Consider the following 24576-nt stretch of genomic DNA (forward strand, 5'->3'; position numbering starts at 1 on the left):
GCCTCCTGTGGGTGTACACATTGGAGACAGCGCGGCGGCAGACGTTCGAAATTTTTCAGCGGCTGTGCCCTCTCCCGCAGGAGAGGGCGCTGCGGCTTTTTCAGTCTTTCAGAATGTCGCGATCCTTGGTTTCCGGCAGGAAGAACGTGCCGAGTATCGCCGTCGCCACTGCAATCACGATCGGGTACCACAGCCCGTAGTAGATGTCACCGGTGGCGGCGACCATGGCGAACGCCACGGTCGGCAGGAAGCCGCCGAACCAACCGTTACCGATGTGGTAGGGCAGCGACATCGAGGTGTAGCGGATCCGCGTCGGGAACAATTCGACCAGCCACGCGGCGATCGGGCCATACACCATGGTCACGTAGATCACCAGCACGGTGAGCAGGAGCAGCATCATTGGGTAATTGATTTTCGCCGGGTCGGCTTTTTCCGGGTAACCGGCGTCTTTCAACGCCGCGCCGAGGTTGGCGGTGAAGGCGTCGTTGCGGGCCTTGAAGTCGGCGGCGGGGAGGGCGCTGCCTTCGAAACTTTCGATGACGCGATCACCGATGCGCACCTGCGCCACCGTGTTCGGTTCGGCGGCGACGTTCTCGTACGGGATCGCGCGTTTCGCCAGCAACGTTTTCGCCAGGTCACAGGAGCTGGTGAATCTGGCCTTGCCCACCGGATCGAACTGGAACGAGCACTGCTCGGGACTGGCGATGACCTTGACCGGATTTTTTTCCTGGGCGACGAACACGTCCGGATTGCCGTACTGGGTTAGCGCAGTAAAGATCGGGAAGTAGGTCAGCGCGGCGAGGATGCACCCGGCCATGATGATCGGCTTGCGCCCGATGCGATCGGACAGGCTGCCGAAAATCACGAAGAACGGTGTGCCGATCAGTAGCGATCCGGCGATCAGCAGGTTGGCGGTCTGCGCGTCAATCTTCAATGTTTGCAACAGGAAGAACAGCGCATAGAACTGCCCGGTGTACCAGACCACCGCTTGCCCGGCGGTGCCGCCCAGCAGCGACATGATCACCACTTTGAGGTTGTCCCAGCGTGCAAAGGATTCGGTCAGCGGCGCTTTCGAGGCCTTGCCTTCGTCCTTCATTTTCTGGAATACCGGCGACTCGCTCAGTTGCAGGCGAATGTACACCGACACGGCCAGCAGAATGATCGACAGCAGAAACGGAATCCGCCAGCCCCAAGCTTCGAACGCCTCGTTACCCAGCGCCGTGCGGCAGGCGAGAATCACCAGCAGCGACATGAACAGACCGAGGGTAGCGGTGGTTTGAATCCACGAAGTGAAAAAGCCACGCCGGTTGCGTGGCGCGTGCTCGGCGACGTAGGTTGCCGCGCCGCCGTATTCACCACCCAGAGCCAGACCTTGGAGCAGACGCAGGGTGATCAGAATCACCGGGGCGGCGACGCCGATGGTCGCGTAGCCGGGCAGCAAACCGACGATTGCCGTGGACACGCCCATGATCACGATGGTGATCAGAAACGTGTGTTTGCGCCCGATCATGTCACCCAGGCGCCCGAAGACGATGGCGCCGAACGGCCGCACCGCAAACCCGGCGGCAAACGCCAGCAGGGCAAAGATGAACGCGGTGGTTTCGTTGACGCCGGCGAAGAAGTGCTTGGCGATGATCGCCGCCAGTGAGCCGTAGAGGTAAAAGTCGTACCACTCGAAAACCGTGCCCAGCGAGGACGCGAAGATGACCTTGCGCTCCTCCTTGGTGATGCCGCCGCTGCGCGGTGGCGTGCCGGTGGATGCTGTGTCGATTGTGGCCATGGGTGTTCTCCGTCGTGCTTATTGTTGTAGGCCGGAGTCCCCCGTTACTGCCTGTCGCACTCTGGCCCGTTGGCATCTGCCGCCGTTGCTCTAGCGTGAAGCTTGCACAGTCTGACCGCCTCGCAGGGCTGCAAGGTTTCCTGAAGCATAATCAGCTTTTGCCAGATATCCACTCGGCCTACGCTTTGACCCAACGCTGCCGGCTCCAGGCGCTCAGCCAGTCAACCAGAAACACCAGCAACAGCATCGCCAGAATCACCGTACTGGCCTGGGCTTCCTGGAACAGGCTGAGGCTGACATACAGCATCTGCCCCAGGCCGCCGGCGCCGACGAAACCGAGCACGCTGGCCATGCGGATGTTGTTTTCCCAGCGATACAGGCAGTAGGCGAGCAGTTGTGGGGCGAGGTTCGGCAGGGTGCCGTAGCAAAAAGCGAGGATCGGATTGCCGCCCTGCAAGCGAATCGCTTCGGCGGGTTGCGCCGGGGTGTTTTCCAGCGCTTCGGCGAACAGCCGACCGAGTACGCCGGTGGTGTGCAGGGCGAGGGCGAGGGTGCCGGCGTTCGGTCCGAGACCGGCGGCAAGCACCATCAGCGCGGCCCAGACCAGCTCCGGAATCGCCCGCAAGCCGTTGAGCAGCAGACGCGCCGCACTTTGCAGCGGCCAGCCGAAACGCCCGGCAGCGGGCAGCGCGAGAACGATGCCGAACAGTGCCGCAAGCAGGGTGCCGAGGGCCGACATAGCGAGAGTTTCCAGCGAACCGTGGGCGATGGCTTTCAGATACCCGGCGCTCAAATCGGGACTGAGAAAACGCTGAACATAACTGCCCATCTGCTTGAGGCTGTTGGCGCTGCCGAGTTCGGCAAGATCCAGTTCCAGATAGGCAAAAGAGGCGGCCACCGCGACCGCAATGGCGGCGAGCAGCACCAGGTTGATCAGGCGCCTCATGTCAGCCTCCAGCGTAGCAAGCGGCTGAGTTGATCGGCGCACAGCACCAGCAGCAGGAATGTCAGCAACATGCTGGCGACTTCACCGCCGGCGAACATGCGGATCGACAGGTCGATCTGTTGCCCCAGGCCACCCGCACCAACAAAGCCCATCACCACCGAGGCACGGATCGCGCACTCCCAGCGGTAGACGGTGTAGGAGAGCAATTCGGCGGCGACATTCGGCAGCGTGCCGTAGGCAAACGCCGCCAGTCGACCGCTGCCGGCCTGCAACAATGCGTGCGCCGGGCGCTGGTCGGTGGATTCGAAAATTTCTGCGTAGACTTTGCCGAGCATGCCGCTGTAGGTGATGGCGATGGCCAGCACGCCCGCCGCCGGCCCGAGGCCGACCGCGCGCACGAACAACAGCGCCCAGACGATTTCCGGCACGCTGCGCAAAAAGATCAGCAATCCGCGTACCGGCCAGCGCAGCAAGCGCCCGGGCAGGCTCGGCACGCCGCCCCGCGAAGCGGCAGTAAGCGACAGTGCGCGGCTCGCGATCAGGCTCGCCGGCACCGCCAACAGCAGGGCCAGGGCCATGCCCGCTGTGGCAATCGCCAGGGTTTGCAGGGTGGCTTTGAGCAGCAGTTGCAGGAACGCTTGATCATGCGCCGGTGGCCAGAACGCCGAAACGAAACGGCCCATTTCGTTCTGGCTATCGGCCTGAAACAACACGCCCAGGTCCAGCTCGCTGAGCTTAATGCCCGGCCACAGCAGGGCCAGCGCCAGCAGCGTCAGCAACAATCGCGGCCACGCCGCCGGGTCCCGTGAATCGGCCTTCAGCATCGCGGAATCTGCACAATCAAAGGTGCGACCGCTGGCGCTGGCGATTGCAGTTGTTCATTGGCGTACAGCGCATCGAGCTTGTCGCGACTGACTTGATCGGATGGGCAATCAAAAAGAATCTGCCCGTCGCGCAAGCCGATGATCCGTGGAAAGTGCGCCAGCGCCAGGTCCACCGCGTGCAGGCTCGCCACCAGCGTGACGTTGTGCTCGCGGGCATGGCGCGACAGGATCGACAGCGTGTGGCCGGCAAGCACCGGGTCCATGGCCGATACAGGTTCGTCGGCAAGCAATATTTGCGGCGCCTGATACAGCACCCGTGCAATGCCGACGCGCTGCAATTGCCCTCCGGACAATTGCTGGCAATGGGCGAACAGTTTGTCGCCCAGATCCAGTCGCGCCAACGCCGCGCGAGCGCCTGCCACATCCAGTGGATGCAGCAGGTTCAGCAGACTTTTGCCCAGACTCCACTGGCCAAGCTTGCCGGCCAGCACCGCCGTAATCACCCGCTGACGCGGCGGAATCGGCGGCGCTTGATGCACCAGGCCGATGCGTGCACGCAGGCGCTGACGCTGGTGAGCCGACAAGTGCCAGGCGCGTTCGCCGAGCACTTCGATGTCGCCACTGCTGAGCTTGAGCGCGGTGGCCAGCAGATTGAGCAGGCTCGACTTGCCCGCGCCGGACGGGCCGATGATTGCGACCTGTTCGCCGGCACCAATCTGCACGTCGATGTTACGAAGGGCATCGACGCCATTGGCATGGCGCAGGCTGCCCTGGGTGAGGCGTAGGGTCATTTCAGCAGTTCGGCGGCGCGGGCGGCTTCCTCGATGCCCTTGTAGTTCTCGGGCTTGGTCTCGATGAAGCGACTGGCGGCCTGCAGATCGAGGATCTTCTTCTGCTCAGGATTGGCCGGGTCGAGGTCGAGGAAGGCTTGCTTGATTTTCGCGGCCAGCTTCGGATCAAGGGTGCCGCGCACGGTCCAGTTGTAATCGAAGTAGGTCGGGGTAGTGGCGAAGACTTTGACTTTGCTGGTGTCGACCTTGCCGGCGTCGACCAGTTTCTGCCAGACGCTGGCGTTCAATACACCAGCGTCGACCTTGCCGGCCTGCACCCAGGCAACGGTGGCGTCATGCGCGCCGGAGTAGGCGACGCGGCTGAAGAAGCCCTCAGGCTTGATGCCGTCGTTTTTCAGCATGAAGTAACGCGGCATCAGGCTGCCCGAGGTGGACGACACCGAACCGAAGGCGAAGGTCTTGCCCTTGAGGTCGGCGAGGCTTTTCACGTTCGGGTCGGCGGTGATGAATTTGCTGGTGAACTGCGCGTCCTGCTCGCGCTGCACCAGCGGGATCACTGGCGTGGTGGCGTCGGTCTTCAAACGTGCCTGCACAAAAGTGAAACCGCCGAGCCAGGCCATGTCGAGGCGATCGGTGGCCAGGGCTTCAACCACCGCCGGGTAGTCGGCGACAGGCACAAACTGCACCTTCATGCCCAACTGCTGCTCAAGATAGGCACCCAGCGGTTCGAACTTGCGCAGCAGCTCGGTCGGGGCTTCGTCGGGAATCGCGCTGACGCGCAGGATATCAGCGGCTTGCGTCATCAGGGCAGAAAAGGACAGCGCCAGACCGGCGGTGAGGGCGAGGGTACGCTTGAACATAGAATTCTCCGTTTCGTAAGCGTCAACATTCGAAGGGCCACCGGTAGTCAACGGCGCGCCACGTCAGGGTAGACGAAACGGCGAGGTTATACGCATTCGCGAGGAGATTGGCCAGCCTCCGTGCCGGCGCGTTGTGTCTGTTTGTGTGCCGTTCCGGTCAAGCCGCTTCGGGCAGTCTGGCAATCACCTTGATTTCAAAATCGAAACCCGCCAGCCAGGTCACGCCGACAGCGGTGATGGTCGGAAACGGCGCTTCGCCCCAGAACTCCGGTACCACGCTCCAGATCGTTTCGAATGTCGAGTGCGGATCGACCATGAACACGGTGACATCCACCGCATCATCGAAGCTGCAACCGGCCGCAGCGAGGATCGCGTTGAGGTTGTGGAAGGCGGTGCGCACCTGATCGCGCAGATCGGCCTCGGGCGAGCCATCCTCACGGCTGCCGACTTGTCCGGAGACAAACAGGAAACCGTTGGAGCGAATCGCCGGAGAGTAACGGTGACGCTCATACAAGGCATGGCGGGCGGGTGGGAACACTACATCGCGCTTGGACATGGGGCTGACTCCATCAGTGGGTTGATGGAAACGACTTTAGGTATTTGCAGTGCGCGGATAAACGCGCAAGCTTGGCGTTCACTGTTTGCAAATCCCAAACAATCGAGGGGCGCGGATGGACCGGTTCGATGCGATGCAGGCCTTTGCCCGGGTGGTCGAGGCGGGCAGTTTCACCAAGGCTGCCGAAACCCTGCACATGAGCAAGACCACGGTGACGCAACTGGTGCAGCAACTGGAGGCGCGGCTGCGGGTCAAGCTGCTCAACCGCACCACACGCAAGGTCAACGTCACCGCTGATGGCGCGGCGTATTACGAGCGGGTGATCAAGCTGTTGGCCGACATGGACGACGCCGAAACCAGCCTGCCCGGTGCCGCCGCACGGCCGCGCGGGCGTTTGCGCATCGACGTGCCGAGCCCGTTCGCGCGGCATATTCTGGTGCCAGCCTTGCCGGATTTTCACGCGCGCTACCCGGACATCCAGATCGACATGGGCGTCAGCGACCGCATCGTCGACATCATCGATGAGAACGTCGATTGCGTGGTGCGCGGCGGCGAGCTGCTCGATCAATCGCTAATGGCGCGCAAGCTCGCCGATCTGCCCTTGGGTGTTTTCGCCGCGCCGGCTTATCTGGCCCGCGAAGGGACGCCTGAGCACCCACTGGAACTGCAAGACTCCCATCACCGCGTCGTCGCTTTCCTCTGGGCTCGCACTGGTAAACCTCTTCCGTACACCTTGCACAATGGCACCGAGCGCCTGCAGATCAAGGGCCGGCATGTGCTTGCGGTGGATGACGGCAATGCTTATCTGGCGGCGGGGCTGGCGGGCATGGGGGTGCTGTGGTTGCCGACGTATATGGCCGATGCGCATGTCGCGCGCGGAGAGCTCGTGCCGTTGTTTGAGGGCTGGCGCCTGGAAAGCATGCCGCTTTACGTCGCGTATCCGCCGAACCGGCATGTCAGCTTGAAATTGCGGGTGTTTATCGACTGGATTGTGGCGTTAATGGCGTAGGGCTCTGGTGCGCTTATTGCTTTACGTGAAGGCGGGTCGTCAGAAAAACAACCAACCCGGCGACCCGAACGTGCTCGTGATGAGAGGTGCACGTTCGACCCAAGGAGCTATGCGCGTAATGAATATGTACATCGATATCGTCGGCGCCTGCAATCTGAGCTGCCCGTCATGCCCGATGGGTAATTCGGAAAATGCCAATTTCAAGAAAGCCATGCAGCTCGAGATGTTCACGCAGATTGTCGATAAGGCACGGCGTGAAGGGGTCAAGGCGATATTTTTGTACAACTGGACCGAGCCGTTGATTCACCCGCGCATCGGTGAGTTCGTCGAAATCATTAACGCTGCAGGTCTGCAAAGCGGCATCAGCTCCAACTTGAACTTGGCCAAGAACATTGAAAGCGCGATGCTCGCCAATCCCTGGTTCTTCCGTGTCTCCCTGTCCGGGTTCCACCAGGACACCTACCGCCAAGGGCATGTCGGCGGCGACATCGAAGTGGTCAAGCAGAACATGATCAAGCTGCATGACCTCAAGCAGCGTCACGGCCTGAATACCCTTATCGAGGTCTATTACCACCGCTATCTGGATAACCTCGAAGAAGAGGGGCTGATGCGCGAGTTCAGCGAGCGCCTGGGTTTCAATTTCTCCACCGGCTACTCGGTGATGATGCCGCTGGAAAAAACCTTCGCCATCGTCGAAGACGATGCCTCGGTCACCGACACGGACCGGGAAACCCTCAAGCGCCTGGCGTTGCCACCGTATGCAGACCTGGTCAATCTGGTCAAGCAATACCCCAAACAGGCGTGCACTCTGAAAGATGATTGGCTGGTACTCGATTGCAATGGCAATACCGTGCTGTGCTGCACGATTTTCAATCAGTCTGAATACAGCGTCGGCAAGTATCTGGACATGCCGGTGCAGGAATTGATGAGTCGCAAATCCACGCAAAAGAACTGCGTGGACTTGTGCAACCGCTGCGCGAAGAACGGTCTCCACATCTACTCCGCATCGCCCAACAAGGGGCCGCTGGAAAGTCATGCCGTCAATCGCATCATCGACTTTCAACGACGCACGATTCTCGAGCAGCCGATTGATAGCGAACGTCTGGGCCGTACAGGTGAAGTCAGCGCCGAGCATTTCGATGAGGCTCAATATCTGCAACTCAACGCCGACGTAAAGACTGCAATCGCCACAGGCGCTTTCTCCAGTGGCTATCAACACTACGTACTGTTTGGGCGTCTCGAAGGGCGTCTCGGGGCGGGGTTGAGCACGGTCGTTTGACAGATCCGGGGCGACGGCCATGGGTTGTTTGAAGGTGCGGCCCGATGACGTGATTGACTCTTTGCCGGTTCCGGCCAACTATCGGCGCACAACAATGTGACCGATGGATTGAAACTTGACCGAACGACGCCAATTCAGCGGAGGCATGAAGGGGAAAAACCTCCGCTATCTGAATGAGCAAAGCGATAACGCGCAGTTGACGCGCACCGGTTTTCTGCTGCTCGAACACTTTTCGCTACCGGCCTTTACGCAGACGCTGGACGCCGTGGTGACCACTAATCTGTTGCGCCCGGGGCTGTTTACCTCGCGCACCTTCGGTCTGGGTGAGGGCGAGGTCATCAGCGACCTGGGGTTGGTGATCCGCCCCGATGCGCGCCTGGACTCAGCAGCGCTCGAGGAATTGGATCTGCTGGTGGTCTGTGGCGGTTATCGCACCGAGTTGCGAGCGAGCGATGGGTTTGTGCATTTGCTCAAACTGGCGGCGGAGCGGGGCGTCAGTCTGGCCGGGTTGTGGAACGGTTCGTGGTTTCTCGGCCGCGCCGGGTTGCTCGACGGCTACCGTTGCGCGATTCACCCGGAACATCGCCCGGCACTGACCGAAATCGCCAAGAGCACCCACGTCAGTAGCGAACCCTTTGTGATCGACCGCGACCGGCTCACCGCGTCGAGCCCGTCGGGGGCTTTCCACATGGCGCTGGACTGGATCAAAAGCCTGCACGGCAAGGCGCTGGTCGAGGGTGTCGAGGACATTCTGGCGTTCGAGGAATCGCGCTACAGGCGGATCAAACCGGATGAAAACATCTGCGTCAGCGCGCCGTTGCGGGAAGTGATCAAGCTGATGGATGCCAACCTCGAAGAGCCGCTTGAGCTGGAACAACTGGCGGTCTACGCCGGCCGCTCACGGCGCCAGCTCGAGCGCTTGTTCAAGGAACAACTGGGCACCACGCCGCAGCGCTACTATCTGGAGCTGCGCATCACCGAAGCCCGCCGCCTGCTGCAACATACCGAGCTGTCGCAGGTGGAAGTATTGGTGGCTTGCGGTTTTGTCTCACCGAGCCATTTCAGCAAGTGCTACAGCTCGTACTTCGGTTATCGGCCTTCGAAGGAAAAACGGCTGGTTAAATAGATCGACCGGTGCAATCCCCAAAAACCCTCACCCCAGCCCTCTCCCAGAGGGAGAGGGAGCCGACCGAGGTATCTTGCGCTGTACATCGACCTGAAAGATGGACGTCGACTTTGGATTCAATACAGCGCTTTCAGGTCGGCGTAAATCTCGAATATCCCCCAATCAGTTCCCTCTCCCTCCGGGAGAGGGCTAGGGTGAGGGGTATTGAGGGCGGGTCTGTCAGAGACGATCAGCATCGATTACAGCTTGCGCAAACGCCGCCGGGCTTTCCTGGGGCAAATTGTGCCCAACCCCACCCTCAATCAATCTGAATTGATATTTCCCGGTAAAACGCTTGGCATAGTCCTCAGGCTTGGGATGTGGCGCTCCATTGGCATCGCCTTCCAGGGTAATCGTCGGCACGCTGATCGAAGGCGCAGTAGCCAATTTTTCTTCCAGCGCGGCATATTTCGCCTCGCCCTGCACCAGGCCCAGCCGCCAGCGGTAGTTGAACACGGTGATCTCGACGTGATCGGGGTTCTGCAACGCTTGGGCGCTGCGGTCGAAAGTGGCGTCGTCGAATTTCCATTGCGGTGATGCCAGTTGCCAGATCAGTTTGGCGAAGTCGTGGGTGTTCTTTTCATAGCCGGCGCGGCCGCGTTCGGTGGCGAAGTAGAACTGGTACCACCACTGCAATTCGGCTTTCGGCGGCAGCGGGTTTTGCCCGGCGGCCTGATTGCCGATCAGATAGCCGCTGACCGCCACCAGCGCCTTGACGCGCTCAGGCCACAGCGCTGCGACGATGCCCGCTGAACGCGCGCCCCAGTCGTAGCCGCCAAGCACTGCTTGTTTGATTTTCAGCGCGTCCATGAAGTCGATCACGTCGCTGGCCAGCGCTGCCGGTTGGCCGTTGCGCAGGGTGTTTTTGGACAGGAACTGCGTGTCGCCATAACCCCGTGCATATGGCATCAGCACGCGGTAACCCTTGGCCGCGAGCAGTGGTGCGACTTCGTCATAGCTGTGAATGTCGTAGGGCCAGCCGTGCAGCAGGATCACCACCGGGCCATCGGCAGGACCGGTTTCGGCGTAGGCCACATCGAGCACGCCTGCCTTGATGTGCTTCAGCGGGCCGAAAGGAGAGGGCGCTGAATAGCTGACGGCGGCCGGTTCAGTGGTTTGCGCCTGAGCGCTGCCGACGGCGCCGAGCAGTGACAGCGCCAGGACTGACAAGCCGAGCGCGGCGGTGATTTTAGAAGTGTGCAGAGCCTGTTTCATGCTGACGTCTCCTTTGCGAGCCTGTGGCCAAGGGGCTGGATGAACCCTTGAAACCCTGGGTGCATTGAAGCGTGGCGAGGTATCTGCTCTGTGTCGCCAGAGAGCGTTTTTGCATTGGGTTGTGTAGCAGCGGGGCGCGTACACAGTGTGATACATGGCGATGAAACGGTGAGTTTTCGCGCGAAAATAATAAGTGGCTGTTTTAAAACAAAAAATATTTCATCTCGGGCTTCCCAAACGAAATGAATGTTGTTAAATTGCGCCCCGTTCTCACAGCGATCCTAACGGAGCCGCTGACCAGAGCTACAGGGGCGTCGCCAAGCGGTAAGGCAGCAGGTTTTGATCCTGCCATGCGTTGGTTCGAATCCAGCCGCCCCTGCCATCTACGAAAAAACGCCAACTTCGCAAGAAGTTGGCGTTTTTTTATGCCTGCGATTTACCGCGCTTGAGCCAAGCAGGCGTGCGCGTTGCCGAAGCACCGCGCACGCCGGTCACTCAGTGCGGTGCGCGCGGGATGGTTTTCATCAGGTCTTCAGGGCTGATGTGGCCGACCACGCTGCCCGGCTGCGGCAGATTGAGGATGTGGCCTTTCATCTTGCCGATGATGTGCATCTCGCACGGCTTGCAATCGAACTTCAGCGTCAGCACTTCATCGCCGTGGATCAACTGCATCGGCGCGACCTTGGTGCGCACGCCGGTCACGCCTTTGGCCTGTTTCGGGCACAGGTTGAAGGAGAAACGCAGGCAGTGCTTGGTGATCATCACCGGCACTTCGCCTGGCTCTTCGTGAGCTTCGTACGCCGCGTCGATCAGCTTGACGCCGTGACGGTGGTAGAAGTCGCGGGCCTTCTGGTTGTAGACGTTGGCGAGGAAGGTCAGGTGCGAATCCGGGTACACCGGCGGCGGCGTGGTTTCGGCCTTGCGGCTGCCACGCGGATGCGCGGCGACACGTGCCGCAGTCAGCGCTTCGATGACTTCGCGGCGCAGAGACTTGAGCTGCGAGTTGGGAATGAAGAACGCTTGCGGCGCATCCAGCTTGATGTCGGTGGCGTGATACTGCGTGGTGCCGAGCTGACCAAGCAGGTCGCGCAATTGCTCCAGCGCTTGCTCAGGCTTGTTGGCGACACCAAACGGCCCGTTGAGGGTGACGCTGGCGCTGATGCCTTCTTCGCTGGTCGCGGTCACTTCCAGCTGTTCTTCGCGCAGACGAGCGAACCAGCTCAGGGCCACACGACGTTCCGAAGAAGTTTTCTGCAACGCCTGTTGCCAGTTGTGATCAAGGTTGCGATTGAGCGGGTGGCTCGGACGCAGCTTGAACAGGCCCTCGGGCATTTCGTTCGGCTCGACGCGGTAGCGGTAGCGCTTCTCGCCGTCTTCTTCGAACTCGCCTTTGGCCTCGGCGATGTTGGCGCGGAAACCGACCACTTCGCGTTTGACCAGTACGTTCAGACCGTCACCGTTGGACAGCGGCTCATGGGTGACGACCTGCATGTCACGCTTGCCGACTTTTTCCACCGTACCGACCGGCAGGCCGGTGAAGGTTGGCGAATCGAAGGCGCCGATGTCGATCTTGCGATCGGTGACGAAATAATCGGTGCTGCCACGGTGGAAGGTCTTTTCCGGATCGGGCAGGAAGAAATGCACGGTACGGCCGCTGGAAGCGCGGGCCAGGTCCGGGCGGTCTTCAAGCACGTCGTCGAGGCGCTGGCGGTAATAGGCGGTGATGTTCTTCACATAGCCCATGTCCTTGTAGCGACCTTCGATCTTGAACGAACGCACGCCGGCCTCGACCAGAGCGCGGATGTTGGCGCTCTGGTTATTGTCTTTCATCGACAGCAGGTGTTTTTCGTAGGCGATCACGCCACCCTTTTCATCCTTGAGGGTGTAGGGCAAGCGGCAGGCCTGGGAGCAGTCGCCACGGTTGGCGCTGCGGCCGGTTTGCGCATGAGAGATGTTGCACTGGCCGGAGAAGGCCACGCACAGCGCGCCGTGGATGAAGAACTCGATGGCGGCATCGGTTTCATCGGCAATGGCGCGGATTTCTTTCAGGTTCAGCTCACGGGCCAACACCAACTGAGAGAAACCGGCCTGATCGAGGAACTTCGCTCGCTCGAGGGTGCGGATGTCGGTCTGGGTCGAGGCGTGCAGCTCGATCGGCGGAATGTCCAGCTCCATCACGCCCAGATCCTGGACGATCAGCGCATCGACGCCAGCGTCATACAACTGATGGATCAGCTTGCGCGCCGGCTCCAGTTCGTTGTCGTGCAGGATGGTATTGATGGTGGTGAAAATACGCGCGTGGTAACGGCGGGCGAACTCGACCAGTTCGGCGATTTCGCTGACTTCGTTGCAGGCGTTGTGGCGTGCGCCGAAGCTCGGGCCGCCGATGTACACGGCGTCAGCGCCATGCAGGATGGCCTCGCGGGCAATGGCGACATCGCGGGCAGGGCTGAGCAATTCCAGGTGATGCTTGGGCAAGGACATAGTTTTTTTAGTCAGGCGGTCACGGGCAAGGGGCGCATTGTACCTGTGAAACACCAAGGCGGCACCAGCGTGCCGATATCAGGTACGAAGGACCTAGCACAATACGAGGCAATGCATAACTGTAAAGTCTGTCAGTTGTCCGCCCGCGTCCAAAGCGTGAACATCAGGTGGGAGCGGGAAAGTCGCTCTGGCCTATATCACGCAAGACATTGGAGATTAATATCATGAAAGGTAATAACGCCTTCGCGACGATTGGTATCTCGGATTTCGCGTCGTTTAAATCTCGTCCTCGGAAGACGGCCGAGGTGTATTACAAAGCGGTCGTTTCACCCAATCATCCGGGCATTGGCAAGCCAATATTCTCCGCTACTCGGCATCTTTATTTCGGCACAAAGGAAACGTTCAGCGTTATTGGCCAATATTTTACGGACGAGGTGGGTGAGATCATTTCATTTGTGATAGATCGCTCCCTTACCGACGGTACGCATGAAGTTGGCGGGTTCGGAAGTCCCGTGGCGGGAGTGATTACTATGTCGCATGAAATTTTATATGCGAAAACAGGAACGATAGAGTTTGCGCGCAAACACGAAGAAGGTACCGATTCGATTACGGCAACATTCAATTTTGAAGTCGAGCACCGCGGGCAAACATACCGGGTATCAGAAGGTAAACTGTTTGTTGTAGCTAGCGGTCCACTTTGAGTTTTGTGAATAGACCGTTGACGCCAATTCGCTCAACGGGCGAGCCAGCGCTTGCCAAACGGCCCCATCCTGGTGGCTGCTGTGTTTGGCGCGCGCCCTTGAGTATTTCACTGCGTATGTCACACCTCTGAATCGTGGAGGCAGCCTACGCAGTATTTCCGTAAATCAGCCTTTCGCCGCCATCGCCGTCACTTCCACGCGCATCCCCTCAACCGCCAGCGAGGCCACGCCTACCGCCGCCCGCACCGGCCAAGGCTTGGCGAAATAGCGTTTGTACACTTCATTGAAAGCCCCGCGATCGCCCATGTCGGTCAGGTAAATGGTCAGGTGCAGCACCCGGTCCATCGAACTGCCGGCACGTTCCAGTGCGACTTTCAGTGCTTGCAGGGTGCACTCGCTTTGCTCGGTGATGCTGCCGAGTTCCAGGCTGCCATCGGCGCGGGTTGGAATCTGCGTGGAAACCATGATGCCGCCGAAGGTGGCAACGTCGGAAGAAATCGAATCAGTGTCGGGATCCGGCGTGAAGATGATGTCTTGATTGGCCATGGGCATCTCTTGTTCGAGTGAATGAAGATTGCGGCAGTTTACAGATTCCCTCCGGCCATGGCCCGCGCGTGTTCAGACTGGCCGCGTTGCTGCTTCCGCGGCAATGGCGGCAAGCACACTGGGTCGCGCGCCGATACGTTGCGTGTACGACGCCAGAGCTGGCCATTCGCTGATGTCGATGCTGAACGTCGGTAGCCAGTTCAGGACCGTGAACAGGTAGGCATCGGCAACGCCGAAGCCGCCCATCAGATAGTCCCGATCCGTCAGGGTGCCCTCAAGGTAATCCAGCCGTTTGAACAGTTTTTGCCGAAAAATCGCTTTGACCGGTTCGGGGATTTCCACGCTGAACAATGGCGCGCTGGCGGCATGAATCTCAGAGCTGATGAAGTTCAGGTGTTCCTGCAAACGTGCGCGCTGCCACGTACCTGCGGCAGGTGCCAAGTCGCTCCCGGGGACTTGATCGGCGAGAAACTGCAGGATCGCCGGGCCTTCAGTGAGCACTTCGCCGTTATCCAGTTGCAGCGCGGCCACGTAGCCTTTCGGATTGATCTCGCGGAAGTCACGGCCGTCAGCCGTGCGCTTGGTCTGGTTGTTGACGCGGATCATTTCGAACGGCAAGCCGAGTTCGCGCAGGACGATATGCGGGGCGAGCGAACAGGTCTTCGGTGCAAAGTAAAGTTTCATGGCATATCCCTTGAAGGTGGAGGCGCCACGATCCACTGCGGGCAAAACTTCCGCAAAGGTCATTTGCAGTGCTAGCGTATGACAAATTCTCATGCGCTCCTTAGCCTTATGACTGCCAGACTTCCCTCCCTCAACGGCCTGCGCGCGTTCGAAGCGGCGGCTCGGCATATGAGCTTTACCACCGCTGCGACCGAGTTGAACGTCACGCAGACAGCAATCAGTCACCAGATCAGGCGCCTCGAAGCCGAGTTGGGCGTGGCATTGTTCCTGCGCCTCAAGGATGGCCTGGCGCTTAGCGAAGACGGGCAGGCCTACCTGCCGGGGGTGCGTTCTGCATTTCAAGCGTTGCGCCATTCGACGCAACAATTACTCGAGTCGCGCGGGTCCAGCGTATTGACCATCAGCACGCTGGTCTCGGTTGCTTCGAAATGGCTTTTGCCGCGTCTTCCGGCATTTCAGCAGGCGTTCCCGGACATCGATGTGCGCATCAGTGCGACCACCGATCTGGTGGATTTTCGCCGAGGAGGCATCGACGCGGCGATTCGCTACGGGCGGGGCGACTGGAAAGGCTTGCGCGCGGACTTTCTCATGGCCGACGAGGTATTTCCCGTGTGCAATCCAGCAGTGGCGACGACATTGCACACTCCGGAAAATCTGGCCAGTCACACCCTTGTACAAGTTAGCGGCCTCACCGCCAGCGACTGGCAGGCCTGGCTCAGCGCCGCCGACCAGCCTGCGCAGTTGGCCGACGGCGGGAAGCTGACCTTCGATCTGGCGATGATGGCGGTGCAGGCGGCAATTGACGGGCAGGGCGTGTGCATCGGTCGTTCGACTTATGTAAACGACGATCTGCGTGCGGGCCGATTGGTCGCACCGTTCGACCTGCGCCTGCAGGATGATCTCGGTTTCTATCTGGTTACACCCCATGAAACCGCTGAATCGCCAAAGATCAGCGCTTTCAGAGAATGGCTTGTGGCGGTGGCCAGCAACACGTTTGTATAAGCATGTATCAACCCTCAGCGCATACACACGGCAACACCAAACTGCGCCTTCGAGACACATCCGCCCTACATGCCGAGCCCAAAGTAGCCCTCACACCAACACTACGCTCAAGAGGGCATCACCATGTACCGTCAAATGTTTCTGGCTTCTGCCGTTGTCTTCGCCTCCCTGACCGGCTTCGCCCATGCGGCGGATGCACCGGCAACGAGCTGGCAGAAAGGTCTGAGCCGCACCGATCTGGTTCGTCAGGATCTCGGCGCTGACAATCGCGAAGTGATTCAGGCGCGTATCGATTTCGACGCTGGCGTCACCTCGCCTCGGCATGCTCATCCCGGCGTGGAAGTCGCCTATGTCATCAGCGGCACGTTCGAGTATCAGCTCGAAGGGCGGGCGCCGGTGATACTCAAGGCCGGCGATTCGTTGTTCATTCCGGCGGGCGTCGCGCATGTGGCCAAAAACGTTGGCAACGAGAAAGGCGTCGAACTGGCCACTTACGTCGTCCCGAAAGGCGAGCCCCTGCTGATCCTCAAGCCATGAGGCGCCAGTCCGCTATTTCGAGCGCGGCTTGCTCATCGCGCGCTTGATGCGCATCCAGTCCTGATAGGCCGCCGTTCGTTTGGCGTCGGCCATAGCCTTGGCTTCGCTGAAACGGGCCCAGGCTTCAGGATTGTCCGTGTCGTTCTCGATGATTCTGTAAGCCGCTTCTTCGAGCAGATCGGCCTCGCGGAACATCGAGGCATTCTCCGCCATCTCGTCATCCCACGAGCGGCCGAAACCGAATTTCAATGTGCGTTCTGTCATTTCACGTGATCCTCCTCCCAGACCAGAGGTACTGATTCTCGCCATTGCACCTCGGTCACGCCAAAGCGTTCCGCCATCGGCTTGGAAAAACGTTTCAACGGAGGTCGGCCGGGGCGGGGGATGGGCGCGATACCCGCGTCACAACTTGCCCATTGCCACGCTTCGGCATTGTTCATGGTTTTTGTGCGAATGACGAATGACCTGGGCTTCCCGTGAAGCAGGTAATCAATCACGTACAAATCCTCTCCGCTCATACATTTCCTCCGGCTGTTAAGAAGAGGGATATCTGGCGAAATGAATAATTCAGAGAAATTGAAACGGGCGTGATGACCGGCTGGTTGGGCGCTTTGCAGGCCTGTACGGCAGATCGATTCTGTACAAGTTCGTCTGGAATTTATGGCTGAATTGACGGCTGTTAAGACAGGAACGCGCCCGCTACGACGCGTTATCAAGTGGGACGATTCAGGAGTAGATGCAGGAGCAGACAAAGTCCGCGTGAACCTCGGTGTTTTCAATCGCCGTGATAAGGCCTGAATGCATGGCTTCTTCAGGATTGATGATGCGCGGCGCTGCTGTCAGATATTTCTCTGTCTCCAGCGCATTTTTTCCGTTGCTCGTACGCTCGGCGACAATCTGGGCGTAGAGGTGCAAGTCGTAATCCAGGCTCATGGCGTATTCCGACATGCGCGAGTGATCGACCGAACCTTGCAGGTGCCAATGAAATGGGTGAAACAGAAACTTGCTGTGGGTACAGGCGGTGCGGCGCTGGCCGGCCAGAAAGACAATGTTGCCCATCGATTCAACCGTTCCCAAATTGTGGGTGTGTACCGGAATAGGCAGGGCCAACAGGAAGTTGTACATCGTGAAACCGTAACTGCATTCGCCGCCCATGGTGGCGATGTTGACGATCAGTCGCGGTGCATCTTCCTTTACGGCGAGCGAGGCTTTATCGATCAATTGGCCGCACGTCGAGGCATTGATCGGGCCGGTGAAGTTGATGACATGAACAGGCATGGCGATTCCCTCGGCTGGTCAGGACTCCTAAGCAATAGCTGTAATTTCGCTTGAATGAAAGTGGGCAGGGGAGCCGCGCTCCCCTGCACCCGACGCATCAACTGTTGCGCCCGCCACCATGGCTGTTTTGACCACCTTTCTGTCCAGCTTCAGAGGCTTTTTCCCGATCGTTGGCAAAGTTGCCGCCGCTGCTCTGGCCGCCCTTGCTGCCAGCTTCAGAGGCTTTTTCCCGATCGTTGGCAAAATTGCCACCGCTGTTCTGGCCACCTTTGCTCCCGGCTTCGGAGGCGCGCTCAGGATCATTCTTGAAGTTGCCGCCACTGTTCTGGCCGCCTTTACTGCCGATTTCCTGATAGAACTCTTTATCGTGCGAAGCCGAAGTGGCATCACCACCTTTCTTGCCTGCTTCGTTAACCGACATGCTGCCTTGTTGTTTATCTTGTGCCATTTCAAACTTCCTCATTTTCTCTATATAGGCACTCGGCGAATCAAGGATGCACAAACTACGTGCCGTCGTTGTTCGCGAATGCTCATAAAGTTTACTGATGTCGTTTGCTTTGGTTGGTCTGGCTTGTCTTGTGACTACAAGTTAGACCTTTGTGCTAAGAGGAGCGCTCATAAGTCGGCGTTGTATCCGGTGTCCGGTAGTTTTCCGAATTTACTGCAAGTTCCCGGCGTTCATAACATTCCTGCTGAACACTTTCCCGGTGCCTTGGACTGATTTGCTGTCGTTCGACACAAGGTGACACCGACGGACTGTCCGACCTGGTCACGTGCGAACTGCGCGCTGCTTCGGGATACACTTCCGCTCCCTTGTTTCGTTGCACTTCGCCTCGTGCAAAAGCCGGTACCGTTCTCATGATTACGCTCCATCAGCTGATTTCAAAGGGCAGCGAGGCTGCCCTTGTACCGCTTGCTCAGGACTTGCGACCGCCGCCGTGGCTGTTCTGCCCGCCTTTGCGGCCAGCCTCGGATGCTTTTTCACGATCATTGGCAAAGTTGCCGCCCGACGACTGACCGCCTTTCTTGCCGGCTTCAGATGCCTTTTCACGATCGTTTGCGAAGTTACCTGGATTTTTATTTCCTGTGGTCATGATAGCTCTCCGATATCAATTAACGTTTCGCTAGTTATGTCCGTTGTCGCACCGGACATCTACTCCGATTACGAGCCGGCGAAAAATGTTTTGAAAATCTTTCCTCAGGCCGATGAACGGTAAGTTTGTGATGAAACTTATACAGCTTGCTGTTTTCTGCGCCGCTTCGTATAACTTTTCGAGTTGCTGGTTGATGTGCAAAAGAGATTGGATTTGTTACCGCTTCGCTTCGGAATTCTGACCATTTGTCGGTGCGAAGTTGAACTGTGATCGGCTGAAACTAGAGTCTGTTAAGTGTATGTATTAACTAGTCTGAGGACATTGAGATGACCAATCATCACAAGGATCAACCGTTCGCTGAAGACCCACAGAAAATCAAGGAAGCCGGCAAGAAAGGCGAGAGTCCAGTCAACGTGAAAGTTGATCGGGCCGAGAAGGCACGCGTCGGCGGGCAGCACAGCCATGGAGGCGGCCGTACCGGCAAGGGCGACTGAGTCGGTCGGAAAAGTACCAATCGGCGTCCTCTCTGCGCCGATGCAGAGAGGACTGCTACGCTGAGGCCTATCTGAACCGTGGCAACGGCCGGTCGATCGGTTTGAGCGTCGAGAGCGTATCGCGAATCAGCGGCGCATCTTTTTCGATGTCGTGCAGCCGGTCGCGAATGCGCAACGCTGTCGGATGCCCGCCCTGATGATCAACCCAGTCGGCAATTTCTTTACAGGCGGCTGCGAGGCGCGCCTGGCGGGCGTCGAGCAGGGTGAGGAGGGTGGTGATGGACTCTTTTTCGGACATGAAACACCTCCGTTCGCTGAAACGGCTGAGTTGCAACAAAAAGTCCGCGTGGCGCGAACCTTCAAATCAACTATAGAAGACCTGTGTGATCGTGCAAAAAATACCCAGTTCAACTCGTCGGCAAACCTTTGTAGGAGCGAGCGTTACGCTGGAGATCAAGACGCCTCGCTTACCTCACACATCCGCTCGAGAAACATCGCCAAGGCTACTTCCTCGGCGCGCAGGCCTTTGCGCACGCGCGGACGGGGCAGTTCGGCGAGGGCGCCGAGCATGAAATGTTCGACCACTGCGGGGTGGATGTAGCACTTGCGGCACACCGCCGGCGTGTTGCCCAGCTGTTTGGCGACGTTCTTCACCGCTTCTACCACATGGCGCTTGGCTTCGGTTTCCGACTCATGCTGCAACTCGCGCAGCACCGACAACGCCAGGGCGCTGCCCGCCCAGGTGCGATAGTCCTTGGCGGTGAACGCCGCGCCGGTGAGCTTTTGCAGATAGGCATTGACGTCGGAGGAGGTGACGGTGTGCCGTTCGCCATTTTCATCAAGATACTGAAACAGGTTTTGCCCGGGAATTTCCAGGCAGCGCTTGATGATTCGCGCCAAGCGACGGTCCTTGACGGTGATCTGGTGCTCAATGCCGCTCTTGCCACGGAACTGGAACAGGATCGCGCTGCCGTTGACCTCGACGTGGCGGCTACGCAACGTGGTCAGGCCATAGGAGCGGTTGTCCCGCGCATATTGAGTATTGCCGACGCGGATCAGCGTGGCGTCGAGCAAGGTAATCACCGTGGCCATGACCTTGTCGCGGCTGAAGCCCGGCTCATCGAGCAGCGCCTCGAGCTTGCGCCGCAGTTTGGGCAGGGCCATGCCGAAGTCGCGCAGGCGCGAGTATTTGTCGGCGTCGCGCACTTCGCGCCAGCGCGCGTGGTAACGGTATTGCTTGCGCCCGCGCGCATCGCGGCCGGTGGCTTGCAGATGGCCGCACGGATCAGCGCAGATCCACACATCGGTGTAGGCCGGTGGTACCGCGAGGGCATTGATGCGTTTGATTTCGTCCGGGTCGGTGATGCGCTGGCCCGACGGTTCGAAATAGACGAACTTGCCGCGCAGTTTTTTCCGGGTGATACCAGGCTGAGTGTCATCGACGTAATGCAGATCGGCGGGCAGAGCATCTGTCAGCACGGTATCGGGCATGGCGGTTTCCTTCGGTCATACGGCAGTCTGTAACTGATTGACCGCAGGCGCTGGCCGTCGTGCCGAATGATTTACGCGAGCACCGCCACCGCCTTGATCTGCGCCCACAGCCGCTGGCCCGGATGCACGCTCAGTTGATCACGCGAGAAGCGGGTGATCCGCGCCAGCAGCGGCGTGCCCCCGGCATCAAGGCGGATCAGCACGTGGGCACTGTTGTCAGCGGCCTGTTCGCTGACGACCGTAACGGGCAGACGATTGAGAATGCTGCTGGCTGCATCGTTGTTCAGCGCCAGACTGATGTCGCGCGCGTGCACTTTGCAGCGCAGGGCCTGGCCCACGGCCATCGGCGCATGGGTGACGCGAATGTTCATTTCAGTGGCCGGCAGTTGCAGGCTGAGCAATTGATAGGTGGCGTCGTAGGCGCTGACCTGGCCTTCGATGATTACCCCGGCGTCATCGCCCATTGCCAAGGGCAGATCCAGGCGTGCGAGGGTCTCGCCGATCGGGCCGCTGGCGAGGGCTTTGCCATCACGGAGCAATACCAAATGATCGGCCAGACGCGCGACTTCATCCTGCGCATGACTGACGTACAGCAGCGGAATATCCAGTTCGTCTTGCAGGCGTTGCAGGTATGGGAGGATTTCGCTTTTGCGCCGGCTGTCGAGAGCCGCCAGCGGTTCGTCCATCAGCAACAGTTTCGGGCTGGTCAGCAGGGCGCGGGCGATGCCGACGCGCTGTCGTTCGCCGCCGGACAGATGCTGTGGATGACGCTCGAGCAAATGGCTGATACCGAGCAGTTCTGTGGCCTGGTTCATATCGACCCGGCGTTGCGACCTGGCGATGCGTTTGAGACCAAACTCCAGATTGGCCAGCACCGAAAGATGCGGGAACAGGCTGGCTTCCTGAAACACATAGCCAAGCGCACGCTTGTGCGGCGGGACGAAAATGCCCTTGGCACTGTCCTGCCAGATCTCGTCGTTGATCTGCACAAAACCCTGCTCGGCGCGCTCCAGTCCGGCGATGCAGCGCAGGCAAGTGGTTTTGCCCGAGCCGGAATCGCCAAACAGCGCGGTGACGCCGCGGCCCGGCACTTGCAGATCGATATCCAGTTCGAACCCCGGATAAGTGCGTTTCAGGCGTACATCAATCATCGATCAGCTCCAGCCTGCGCGGGTCTTGCGGCTGGAGTACAGCGCCAGCAACACCAGAAACGAAAACACCAGCATCGCCGCGGACAGCCAGTGCGCCTGGGCATATTCCAGGGCTTCGACATGGTCGTAAATCTGCACCGAGACCACGCGGGTCTTGTCGGGAATGTTGCCGCCGATCATCAGCACCACGCCGAATTCACCCACGGTGTGGGCGAAGCCGAGGATCGCTGCGGTGATGAAGCCGGGGCGCGCCAGCGGCAGGATCACGCTGAAGAACGTGTCCCAGGGATTGGCGCGCAAGGTCGCCGCGATTTCGAGCGGGCGGGTGCCAATCGCCGAGAAAGCGTTTTGCAGCGGTTGCACCACGAACGGCATGGAGTAGATCACCGAACCGATGACCAGCCCGGTGAAACTGAACGTCAACGTGCCCAGCCCCAGCCATTGAGTGAACTGACCGAGAAAACCGTGCGGTCCCAGCGCTAGTAGCAGGTAAAAACCGATCACCGTCGGCGGCAGCACCAGCGGCAGCGCAACGATGGCGCCGATCGGCCCGCGCAACCACGACGAGGTGCGCGATAGCCACAGCGCGATCGGCGTGCCGATCACCAGCAGGATCGCAGTGGTCAGTGACGCCAGTTTCAGGGTCAGCCAGATCGCGGCGAAGTCGGCACTGGTCAGCGACATTTACAGTTCATATCCGAAGGATTTGATCACCGCAGCGGCTTTCGGCCCCTTGAGGTAATCGATCAAGGCCTTGGCAGCGGCGCTGTCCCGGCCCTTGTTCAAGATCACCGCGTCCTGTTTGATCGGATCATGCAGGGTGGCCGGGACAATCCACGCCGAACCGCTGCTGACTTTGCCGTCCTTGTAGATTTGCGACAGGGCGACGAAGCCCAGTTCGGCGTTGCCGGTGGAGACAAACTGGTAGGCCTGCGTGATGTTCTGGCCTTCGACGATTTTGCTTTTCGTGGCTTCGCTCAACTGGAGTTTTTCCAGCACCTGGGTGGCGGAGAGACCGTATGGCGCAGCTTTTGGATTGGCGATCGCAACGTGTTGGTATTGGTTGGTTTTCAACACTTCGCCCTGCGCATCTACGTAGCCTTCTTTCGCTGACCACAGCGCTAGCGTGCCGATGGCGTAGGTGAAGCGCGAACCTTTGACGGTTTCGCCTTCCTGCTCAAGCTTTGCCGGGGTCGCGTCGTCAGCAGCGAGAAACACTTGGAACGGTGCGCCATTCTTGATCTGGGTGTAGAACTGGCCGGTGGCGCCGTAAGCGGCGACCAATTTGTGGCCGGTGTCTTTTTCGAAGTCGGCAGCGATGGCCTGGATTGGCGCGGTGAAATTGGCGGCGACCGCCACTTGCACTTCATCAGCCTGCGCGGCGCCGATGCTGAACATTGCGAGGAGTGAAGCGAAGCAGGCAGGGGCGAGGCGTGTGGCAGCAAGTGTCATGTAAAGGCTCCGTGATCGGCGGTAAATGCTTTGCTTTGGATAACGCCGATACACGGGCGCAATCGCTGTATACGGAAATATATAGCGATACGCCGCCTAGTGGCGAGGGAATAAATCCGCTCGCCGCATAAATTCAGTGGCGGTTGAGTTTGGCCAGTGCTCCCTCGGCCAGTTGCCGGGTCAGCTCAGCGCTGCCGATATCCTTGCCCAGCGTCAACGCCTGACCGGCCCAGAGGTTGGCGAAGTCGGCGTCATCCTTGGCCCGCAGCGGCATCAGCGCACCGCCAGCCAAGGGGAAGGCCGGCGCCTGCGCTGACATCGGGCCGAGTTCACGCATCGCCCGATTGACAATGCCTCGTGCCGGACGTCCGGTAAAAATGTTGGTGATGGCGGTCTGGCTTTCCTTGGCGATGCGCAGGGCCTTGTGGTGTGAGGCGCTGACTTTGGCTTCCGGCGTGAACAGGTACGCCGTGCCGACTTGCACCGCCGAGGCGCCGAGCATCAACGCCGCTGCAACACCCCGCGCATCGCTGATCGCGCCCGCCGCGATCACCGGCACTTTCACCGCGTCGACCACCTGCGGCACCAGGGCGAAGGTGCCGACCTGGGTGCTCAGATCATCGCTGAGAAACATCCCGCGATGGCCACCGGCCTCATAACCCATGGCGATGATCGCATCGCAGCCGTGTTGCTCCAGCCAGATCGCTTCTTCGACTGTGGTGGCAGACGAAAGGATTTTCGCCCCGGTTGCCTTGACCCGATCAAGCAGATTTTTCTCCGGCAGCCCGAAATGAAAACTCACCACTTCGGGACGGAATTCTTCGAGCACGGCACACGCGGCCTCGTCGAACGGAGCACGGTTGGAAACCGGCGTCGGCGCGTCGAAATCGGCACCCAGTTCGCGGAAGTAAGGTTCGAGCAGATTTTTCCAGTCACGGGCCCGCTGTTCATCAGGCGCCGGTGGCTGGTGGCAGAAGAAATTGACGTTGAACGGCTTGGTGGTGTGCTGGCGAATCGTCTTCAGTTCTTCGCGCAGTTGCTCGCTGCTCAGCATCGCTGCCGGCATTGAACCGAGGCCGCCAGCATTGCACACGGCAATCACCATCGAAGAGTTGGTCGCCCCGGCCATCGGGCCCTGGATGATCGGCAGTTCGATCCCGAGAAGATCAAGGATGCGGGTGTCTAGCCACTGGCTCATAAAGCAATTCTCCGAACGATGAAACGGGCAGGGACGGCA

At 59.5% G+C, this 24576-nt stretch carries 28 protein-coding genes and 1 tRNA gene; 8 read left to right on the plus strand and 21 right to left on the minus strand.

Translation table 11 applies throughout. The annotated features are described in order from the left end of the window. Nucleotides 1-100: 100 nt before the first annotated feature. The 6 genes from D8U61_RS23665 to D8U61_RS23690 form a co-directional block, all read right to left on the minus strand. Nucleotides 101-1780 carry an MFS transporter gene (locus D8U61_RS23665; protein ID WP_130886949.1) on the minus strand — a complete coding sequence of 560 codons (1680 nt, stop codon included), beginning with the start codon at nt 1778-1780 and terminating at the stop codon, nt 101-103. A gap of 178 nt (nt 1781-1958) precedes the next feature. After that, entirely contained in the window at nt 1959-2726 is a 768-nt protein-coding gene (phnE, locus tag D8U61_RS23670) for a phosphonate ABC transporter, permease protein PhnE (protein ID WP_130927753.1), read from the minus strand. Then, nucleotides 2723-3550, minus strand: coding sequence for an ABC transporter permease subunit (locus tag D8U61_RS23675; RefSeq protein ID WP_130927754.1), 828 nt, complete (start codon nt 3548-3550; stop codon nt 2723-2725). The genes phnE and D8U61_RS23675 overlap by 4 nt, the downstream gene beginning before the upstream one ends. Then, nucleotides 3544-4341: an ATP-binding cassette domain-containing protein gene (locus D8U61_RS23680; protein ID WP_130927755.1), complete on the minus strand. Its 798-nt coding sequence runs from the start codon at nt 4339-4341 to the stop codon at nt 3544-3546. The genes D8U61_RS23675 and D8U61_RS23680 overlap by 7 nt, the downstream gene beginning before the upstream one ends. Further along, nucleotides 4338-5201 carry a putative selenate ABC transporter substrate-binding protein gene (locus D8U61_RS23685; RefSeq protein ID WP_130927756.1) on the minus strand — a complete coding sequence of 288 codons (864 nt, stop codon included), beginning with the start codon at nt 5199-5201 and terminating at the stop codon, nt 4338-4340. Before D8U61_RS23685 ends, D8U61_RS23680 begins: the two co-directional genes overlap by 4 nt. A 157-nt stretch (nt 5202-5358) precedes the next feature. After that, on the minus strand, nt 5359-5757 hold the full coding sequence (locus tag D8U61_RS23690) for a RidA family protein (RefSeq protein ID WP_130927757.1): 399 nt from the start codon (nt 5755-5757) through the stop codon (nt 5359-5361). A 115-nt stretch (nt 5758-5872) separates the two neighbouring features. Between D8U61_RS23690 and D8U61_RS23695 the strand changes: the two genes are divergently transcribed. The 3 genes from D8U61_RS23695 (at nt 5873) to D8U61_RS23705 (ending at nt 9171) form a co-directional block, all read left to right on the plus strand. Then, nucleotides 5873-6766, plus strand: coding sequence for a LysR family transcriptional regulator (locus D8U61_RS23695; RefSeq protein ID WP_130927758.1), 894 nt, complete (start codon nt 5873-5875; stop codon nt 6764-6766). A gap of 118 nt (nt 6767-6884) precedes the next feature. Beyond that, nucleotides 6885-8045: a radical SAM protein gene (locus D8U61_RS23700; protein ID WP_130927759.1), complete on the plus strand. Its 1161-nt coding sequence runs from the start codon at nt 6885-6887 to the stop codon at nt 8043-8045. Nucleotides 8046-8160: 115 nt separating this feature from the next. Then, a complete protein-coding gene (locus tag D8U61_RS23705; RefSeq protein WP_177421646.1) occupies nt 8161-9171 on the plus strand; it encodes a GlxA family transcriptional regulator in 1011 nt (336 codons plus the stop codon). Between the two features lie 219 nt (nt 9172-9390). On the opposite strand, the gene D8U61_RS23710 is transcribed toward D8U61_RS23705, so the two are convergent. Further along, nucleotides 9391-10425: an alpha/beta hydrolase gene (locus D8U61_RS23710; protein WP_130927760.1), complete on the minus strand. Its 1035-nt coding sequence runs from the start codon at nt 10423-10425 to the stop codon at nt 9391-9393. Nucleotides 10426-10732: 307 nt separating this feature from the next. Here D8U61_RS23710 and D8U61_RS23715 point away from each other — a divergent pair. Further along, a tRNA-Gln gene (locus D8U61_RS23715) sits at nt 10733-10807 on the plus strand. A 113-nt stretch (nt 10808-10920) separates the two neighbouring features. Here D8U61_RS23715 and D8U61_RS23720 read toward each other — a convergent pair. Continuing rightward, nucleotides 10921-12909, minus strand: coding sequence for a U32 family peptidase (locus D8U61_RS23720; RefSeq protein WP_024013138.1), 1989 nt, complete (start codon nt 12907-12909; stop codon nt 10921-10923). 224 nt (nt 12910-13133) lie between these two features. Between D8U61_RS23720 and D8U61_RS23725 the strand changes: the two genes are divergently transcribed. Next, complete coding sequence (locus D8U61_RS23725; RefSeq protein ID WP_130901575.1) at nt 13134-13610, plus strand: hypothetical protein; 477 nt, start codon at nt 13134-13136, stop codon at nt 13608-13610. Between the two features lie 165 nt (nt 13611-13775). Here the strand turns inward: D8U61_RS23725 and D8U61_RS23730 are convergent, their stop codons facing one another. Continuing rightward, nucleotides 13776-14156 carry a RidA family protein gene (locus D8U61_RS23730; protein ID WP_130927761.1) on the minus strand — a complete coding sequence of 127 codons (381 nt, stop codon included), beginning with the start codon at nt 14154-14156 and terminating at the stop codon, nt 13776-13778. Between the two features lie 72 nt (nt 14157-14228). Then, nucleotides 14229-14840, minus strand: a complete 612-nt coding sequence (gene gstA / locus D8U61_RS23735) for a glutathione transferase GstA (protein WP_130927762.1) — start codon at nt 14838-14840, stop codon at nt 14229-14231. Between the two features lie 108 nt (nt 14841-14948). Here gstA and D8U61_RS23740 point away from each other — a divergent pair, with 108 nt between their 5' ends. Together D8U61_RS23740 and D8U61_RS23745 are read left to right on the plus strand one after the other, a co-directional pair. Next, nucleotides 14949-15842 carry a transcriptional regulator GcvA gene (locus D8U61_RS23740; RefSeq protein ID WP_130927763.1) on the plus strand — a complete coding sequence of 298 codons (894 nt, stop codon included), beginning with the start codon at nt 14949-14951 and terminating at the stop codon, nt 15840-15842. Nucleotides 15843-15965: 123 nt separating this feature from the next. Beyond that, a complete protein-coding gene (locus D8U61_RS23745) occupies nt 15966-16379 on the plus strand; it encodes a cupin domain-containing protein (protein ID WP_130927764.1) in 414 nt (137 codons plus the stop codon). Nucleotides 16380-16391: 12 nt separating this feature from the next. Here the strand turns inward: D8U61_RS23745 and D8U61_RS23750 are convergent, their stop codons facing one another. From D8U61_RS23750 to D8U61_RS23770, 5 genes are all read right to left on the minus strand, one after another. Then, nucleotides 16392-16643, minus strand: coding sequence for a hypothetical protein (locus tag D8U61_RS23750; protein ID WP_024013135.1), 252 nt, complete (start codon nt 16641-16643; stop codon nt 16392-16394). Further along, on the minus strand, nt 16640-16897 hold the full coding sequence (locus D8U61_RS23755; RefSeq protein WP_016774941.1) for a DUF6555 family protein: 258 nt from the start codon (nt 16895-16897) through the stop codon (nt 16640-16642). The genes D8U61_RS23750 and D8U61_RS23755 overlap by 4 nt, the downstream gene beginning before the upstream one ends. Before the next feature lie 208 nt (nt 16898-17105). Further along, complete coding sequence (locus D8U61_RS23760; protein ID WP_016774940.1) at nt 17106-17657, minus strand: ATP-dependent Clp protease proteolytic subunit; 552 nt, start codon at nt 17655-17657, stop codon at nt 17106-17108. A 97-nt stretch (nt 17658-17754) separates the two neighbouring features. Next, entirely contained in the window at nt 17755-18105 is a 351-nt protein-coding gene (locus tag D8U61_RS23765) for a general stress protein (RefSeq protein ID WP_123442331.1), read from the minus strand. A 469-nt stretch (nt 18106-18574) separates the two neighbouring features. Further along, on the minus strand, nt 18575-18751 hold the full coding sequence (locus tag D8U61_RS23770; RefSeq protein ID WP_016774938.1) for a general stress protein: 177 nt from the start codon (nt 18749-18751) through the stop codon (nt 18575-18577). Nucleotides 18752-19077: 326 nt separating this feature from the next. On the opposite strand from D8U61_RS23770, the gene D8U61_RS23775 reads away from it, so the two are divergent. Next, nucleotides 19078-19245 carry a general stress protein gene (locus D8U61_RS23775; protein WP_110645428.1) on the plus strand — a complete coding sequence of 56 codons (168 nt, stop codon included), beginning with the start codon at nt 19078-19080 and terminating at the stop codon, nt 19243-19245. Between the two features lie 67 nt (nt 19246-19312). Here the strand turns inward: D8U61_RS23775 and D8U61_RS23780 are convergent, their stop codons facing one another. From D8U61_RS23780 to D8U61_RS23805, 6 genes are all read right to left on the minus strand, one after another. Continuing rightward, nucleotides 19313-19543, minus strand: a complete 231-nt coding sequence (locus D8U61_RS23780; RefSeq protein ID WP_016774936.1) for a hypothetical protein — start codon at nt 19541-19543, stop codon at nt 19313-19315. 155 nt (nt 19544-19698) lie between these two features. Then, nucleotides 19699-20736, minus strand: coding sequence for a DNA topoisomerase IB (locus tag D8U61_RS23785; protein ID WP_073476691.1), 1038 nt, complete (start codon nt 20734-20736; stop codon nt 19699-19701). 71 nt (nt 20737-20807) lie between these two features. Further along, nucleotides 20808-21887, minus strand: coding sequence for a molybdenum ABC transporter ATP-binding protein (modC, locus tag D8U61_RS23790; RefSeq protein ID WP_130927765.1), 1080 nt, complete (start codon nt 21885-21887; stop codon nt 20808-20810). A gap of 3 nt (nt 21888-21890) precedes the next feature. Further along, the gene (gene modB / locus D8U61_RS23795) at nt 21891-22571 is read right to left on the minus strand and encodes a molybdate ABC transporter permease subunit (protein WP_130927766.1); all 681 of its coding nucleotides are present in this window, start codon (nt 22569-22571) and stop codon (nt 21891-21893) included. Next, a complete protein-coding gene (gene modA, locus D8U61_RS23800) occupies nt 22572-23285 on the minus strand; it encodes a molybdate ABC transporter substrate-binding protein (RefSeq protein ID WP_241663653.1) in 714 nt (237 codons plus the stop codon). A gap of 187 nt (nt 23286-23472) precedes the next feature. Continuing rightward, nucleotides 23473-24537 carry a nitronate monooxygenase family protein gene (locus tag D8U61_RS23805; RefSeq protein ID WP_130901582.1) on the minus strand — a complete coding sequence of 355 codons (1065 nt, stop codon included), beginning with the start codon at nt 24535-24537 and terminating at the stop codon, nt 23473-23475. Nucleotides 24538-24576 lie beyond the last annotated feature (39 nt).

This window comes from Pseudomonas sp. Sample_14, assembly GCF_004307515.1.
Classification (GTDB): domain Bacteria; phylum Pseudomonadota; class Gammaproteobacteria; order Pseudomonadales; family Pseudomonadaceae; genus Aquipseudomonas; species Aquipseudomonas atacamensis.

Excerpts from the sequence above, each read along its gene's own strand:
- D8U61_RS23740 (WP_130927763.1), top strand. The coding sequence starts at position 14,949 with ATGACTGCCAGACTTCCCTCCCTCAACGGCCTGCGCGCGTTCGAAGCG.
- D8U61_RS23750 (WP_024013135.1), bottom strand. The coding sequence starts at position 16,643 with ATGACAGAACGCACATTGAAATTCGGTTTCGGCCGCTCGTGGGATGAC.
- D8U61_RS23710 (WP_130927760.1), bottom strand. The coding sequence starts at position 10,425 with ATGAAACAGGCTCTGCACACTTCTAAAATCACCGCCGCGCTCGGCTTG.
- D8U61_RS23685 (WP_130927756.1), bottom strand. The coding sequence starts at position 5,201 with ATGTTCAAGCGTACCCTCGCCCTCACCGCCGGTCTGGCGCTGTCCTTT.
- D8U61_RS23665 (WP_130886949.1), bottom strand. The coding sequence starts at position 1,780 with ATGGCCACAATCGACACAGCATCCACCGGCACGCCACCGCGCAGCGGC.
- D8U61_RS23780 (WP_016774936.1), bottom strand. The coding sequence starts at position 19,543 with ATGTCCGAAAAAGAGTCCATCACCACCCTCCTCACCCTGCTCGACGCC.
- D8U61_RS23720 (WP_024013138.1), bottom strand. The coding sequence starts at position 12,909 with ATGTCCTTGCCCAAGCATCACCTGGAATTGCTCAGCCCTGCCCGCGAT.
- modB (WP_130927766.1), bottom strand. The coding sequence starts at position 22,571 with ATGTCGCTGACCAGTGCCGACTTCGCCGCGATCTGGCTGACCCTGAAA.
- D8U61_RS23785 (WP_073476691.1), bottom strand. The coding sequence starts at position 20,736 with ATGCCCGATACCGTGCTGACAGATGCTCTGCCCGCCGATCTGCATTAC.
- D8U61_RS23745 (WP_130927764.1), top strand. The coding sequence starts at position 15,966 with ATGTACCGTCAAATGTTTCTGGCTTCTGCCGTTGTCTTCGCCTCCCTG.
- D8U61_RS23755 (WP_016774941.1), bottom strand. The coding sequence starts at position 16,897 with ATGAGCGGAGAGGATTTGTACGTGATTGATTACCTGCTTCACGGGAAG.
- D8U61_RS23760 (WP_016774940.1), bottom strand. The coding sequence starts at position 17,657 with ATGCCTGTTCATGTCATCAACTTCACCGGCCCGATCAATGCCTCGACG.
- D8U61_RS23680 (WP_130927755.1), bottom strand. The coding sequence starts at position 4,341 with ATGACCCTACGCCTCACCCAGGGCAGCCTGCGCCATGCCAATGGCGTC.
- D8U61_RS23675 (WP_130927754.1), bottom strand. The coding sequence starts at position 3,550 with ATGCTGAAGGCCGATTCACGGGACCCGGCGGCGTGGCCGCGATTGTTG.
- gstA (WP_130927762.1), bottom strand. The coding sequence starts at position 14,840 with ATGAAACTTTACTTTGCACCGAAGACCTGTTCGCTCGCCCCGCATATC.
- D8U61_RS23730 (WP_130927761.1), bottom strand. The coding sequence starts at position 14,156 with ATGGCCAATCAAGACATCATCTTCACGCCGGATCCCGACACTGATTCG.
- D8U61_RS23700 (WP_130927759.1), top strand. The coding sequence starts at position 6,885 with ATGAATATGTACATCGATATCGTCGGCGCCTGCAATCTGAGCTGCCCG.
- D8U61_RS23690 (WP_130927757.1), bottom strand. The coding sequence starts at position 5,757 with ATGTCCAAGCGCGATGTAGTGTTCCCACCCGCCCGCCATGCCTTGTAT.
- modC (WP_130927765.1), bottom strand. The coding sequence starts at position 21,887 with ATGATTGATGTACGCCTGAAACGCACTTATCCGGGGTTCGAACTGGAT.
- phnE (WP_130927753.1), bottom strand. The coding sequence starts at position 2,726 with ATGAGGCGCCTGATCAACCTGGTGCTGCTCGCCGCCATTGCGGTCGCG.
- D8U61_RS23775 (WP_110645428.1), top strand. The coding sequence starts at position 19,078 with ATGACCAATCATCACAAGGATCAACCGTTCGCTGAAGACCCACAGAAA.
- D8U61_RS23805 (WP_130901582.1), bottom strand. The coding sequence starts at position 24,537 with ATGAGCCAGTGGCTAGACACCCGCATCCTTGATCTTCTCGGGATCGAA.
- D8U61_RS23770 (WP_016774938.1), bottom strand. The coding sequence starts at position 18,751 with ATGACCACAGGAAATAAAAATCCAGGTAACTTCGCAAACGATCGTGAA.
- D8U61_RS23765 (WP_123442331.1), bottom strand. The coding sequence starts at position 18,105 with ATGGCACAAGATAAACAACAAGGCAGCATGTCGGTTAACGAAGCAGGC.
- modA (WP_241663653.1), bottom strand. The coding sequence starts at position 23,285 with ATGTTCAGCATCGGCGCCGCGCAGGCTGATGAAGTGCAAGTGGCGGTC.
- D8U61_RS23695 (WP_130927758.1), top strand. The coding sequence starts at position 5,873 with ATGGACCGGTTCGATGCGATGCAGGCCTTTGCCCGGGTGGTCGAGGCG.
- D8U61_RS23725 (WP_130901575.1), top strand. The coding sequence starts at position 13,134 with ATGAAAGGTAATAACGCCTTCGCGACGATTGGTATCTCGGATTTCGCG.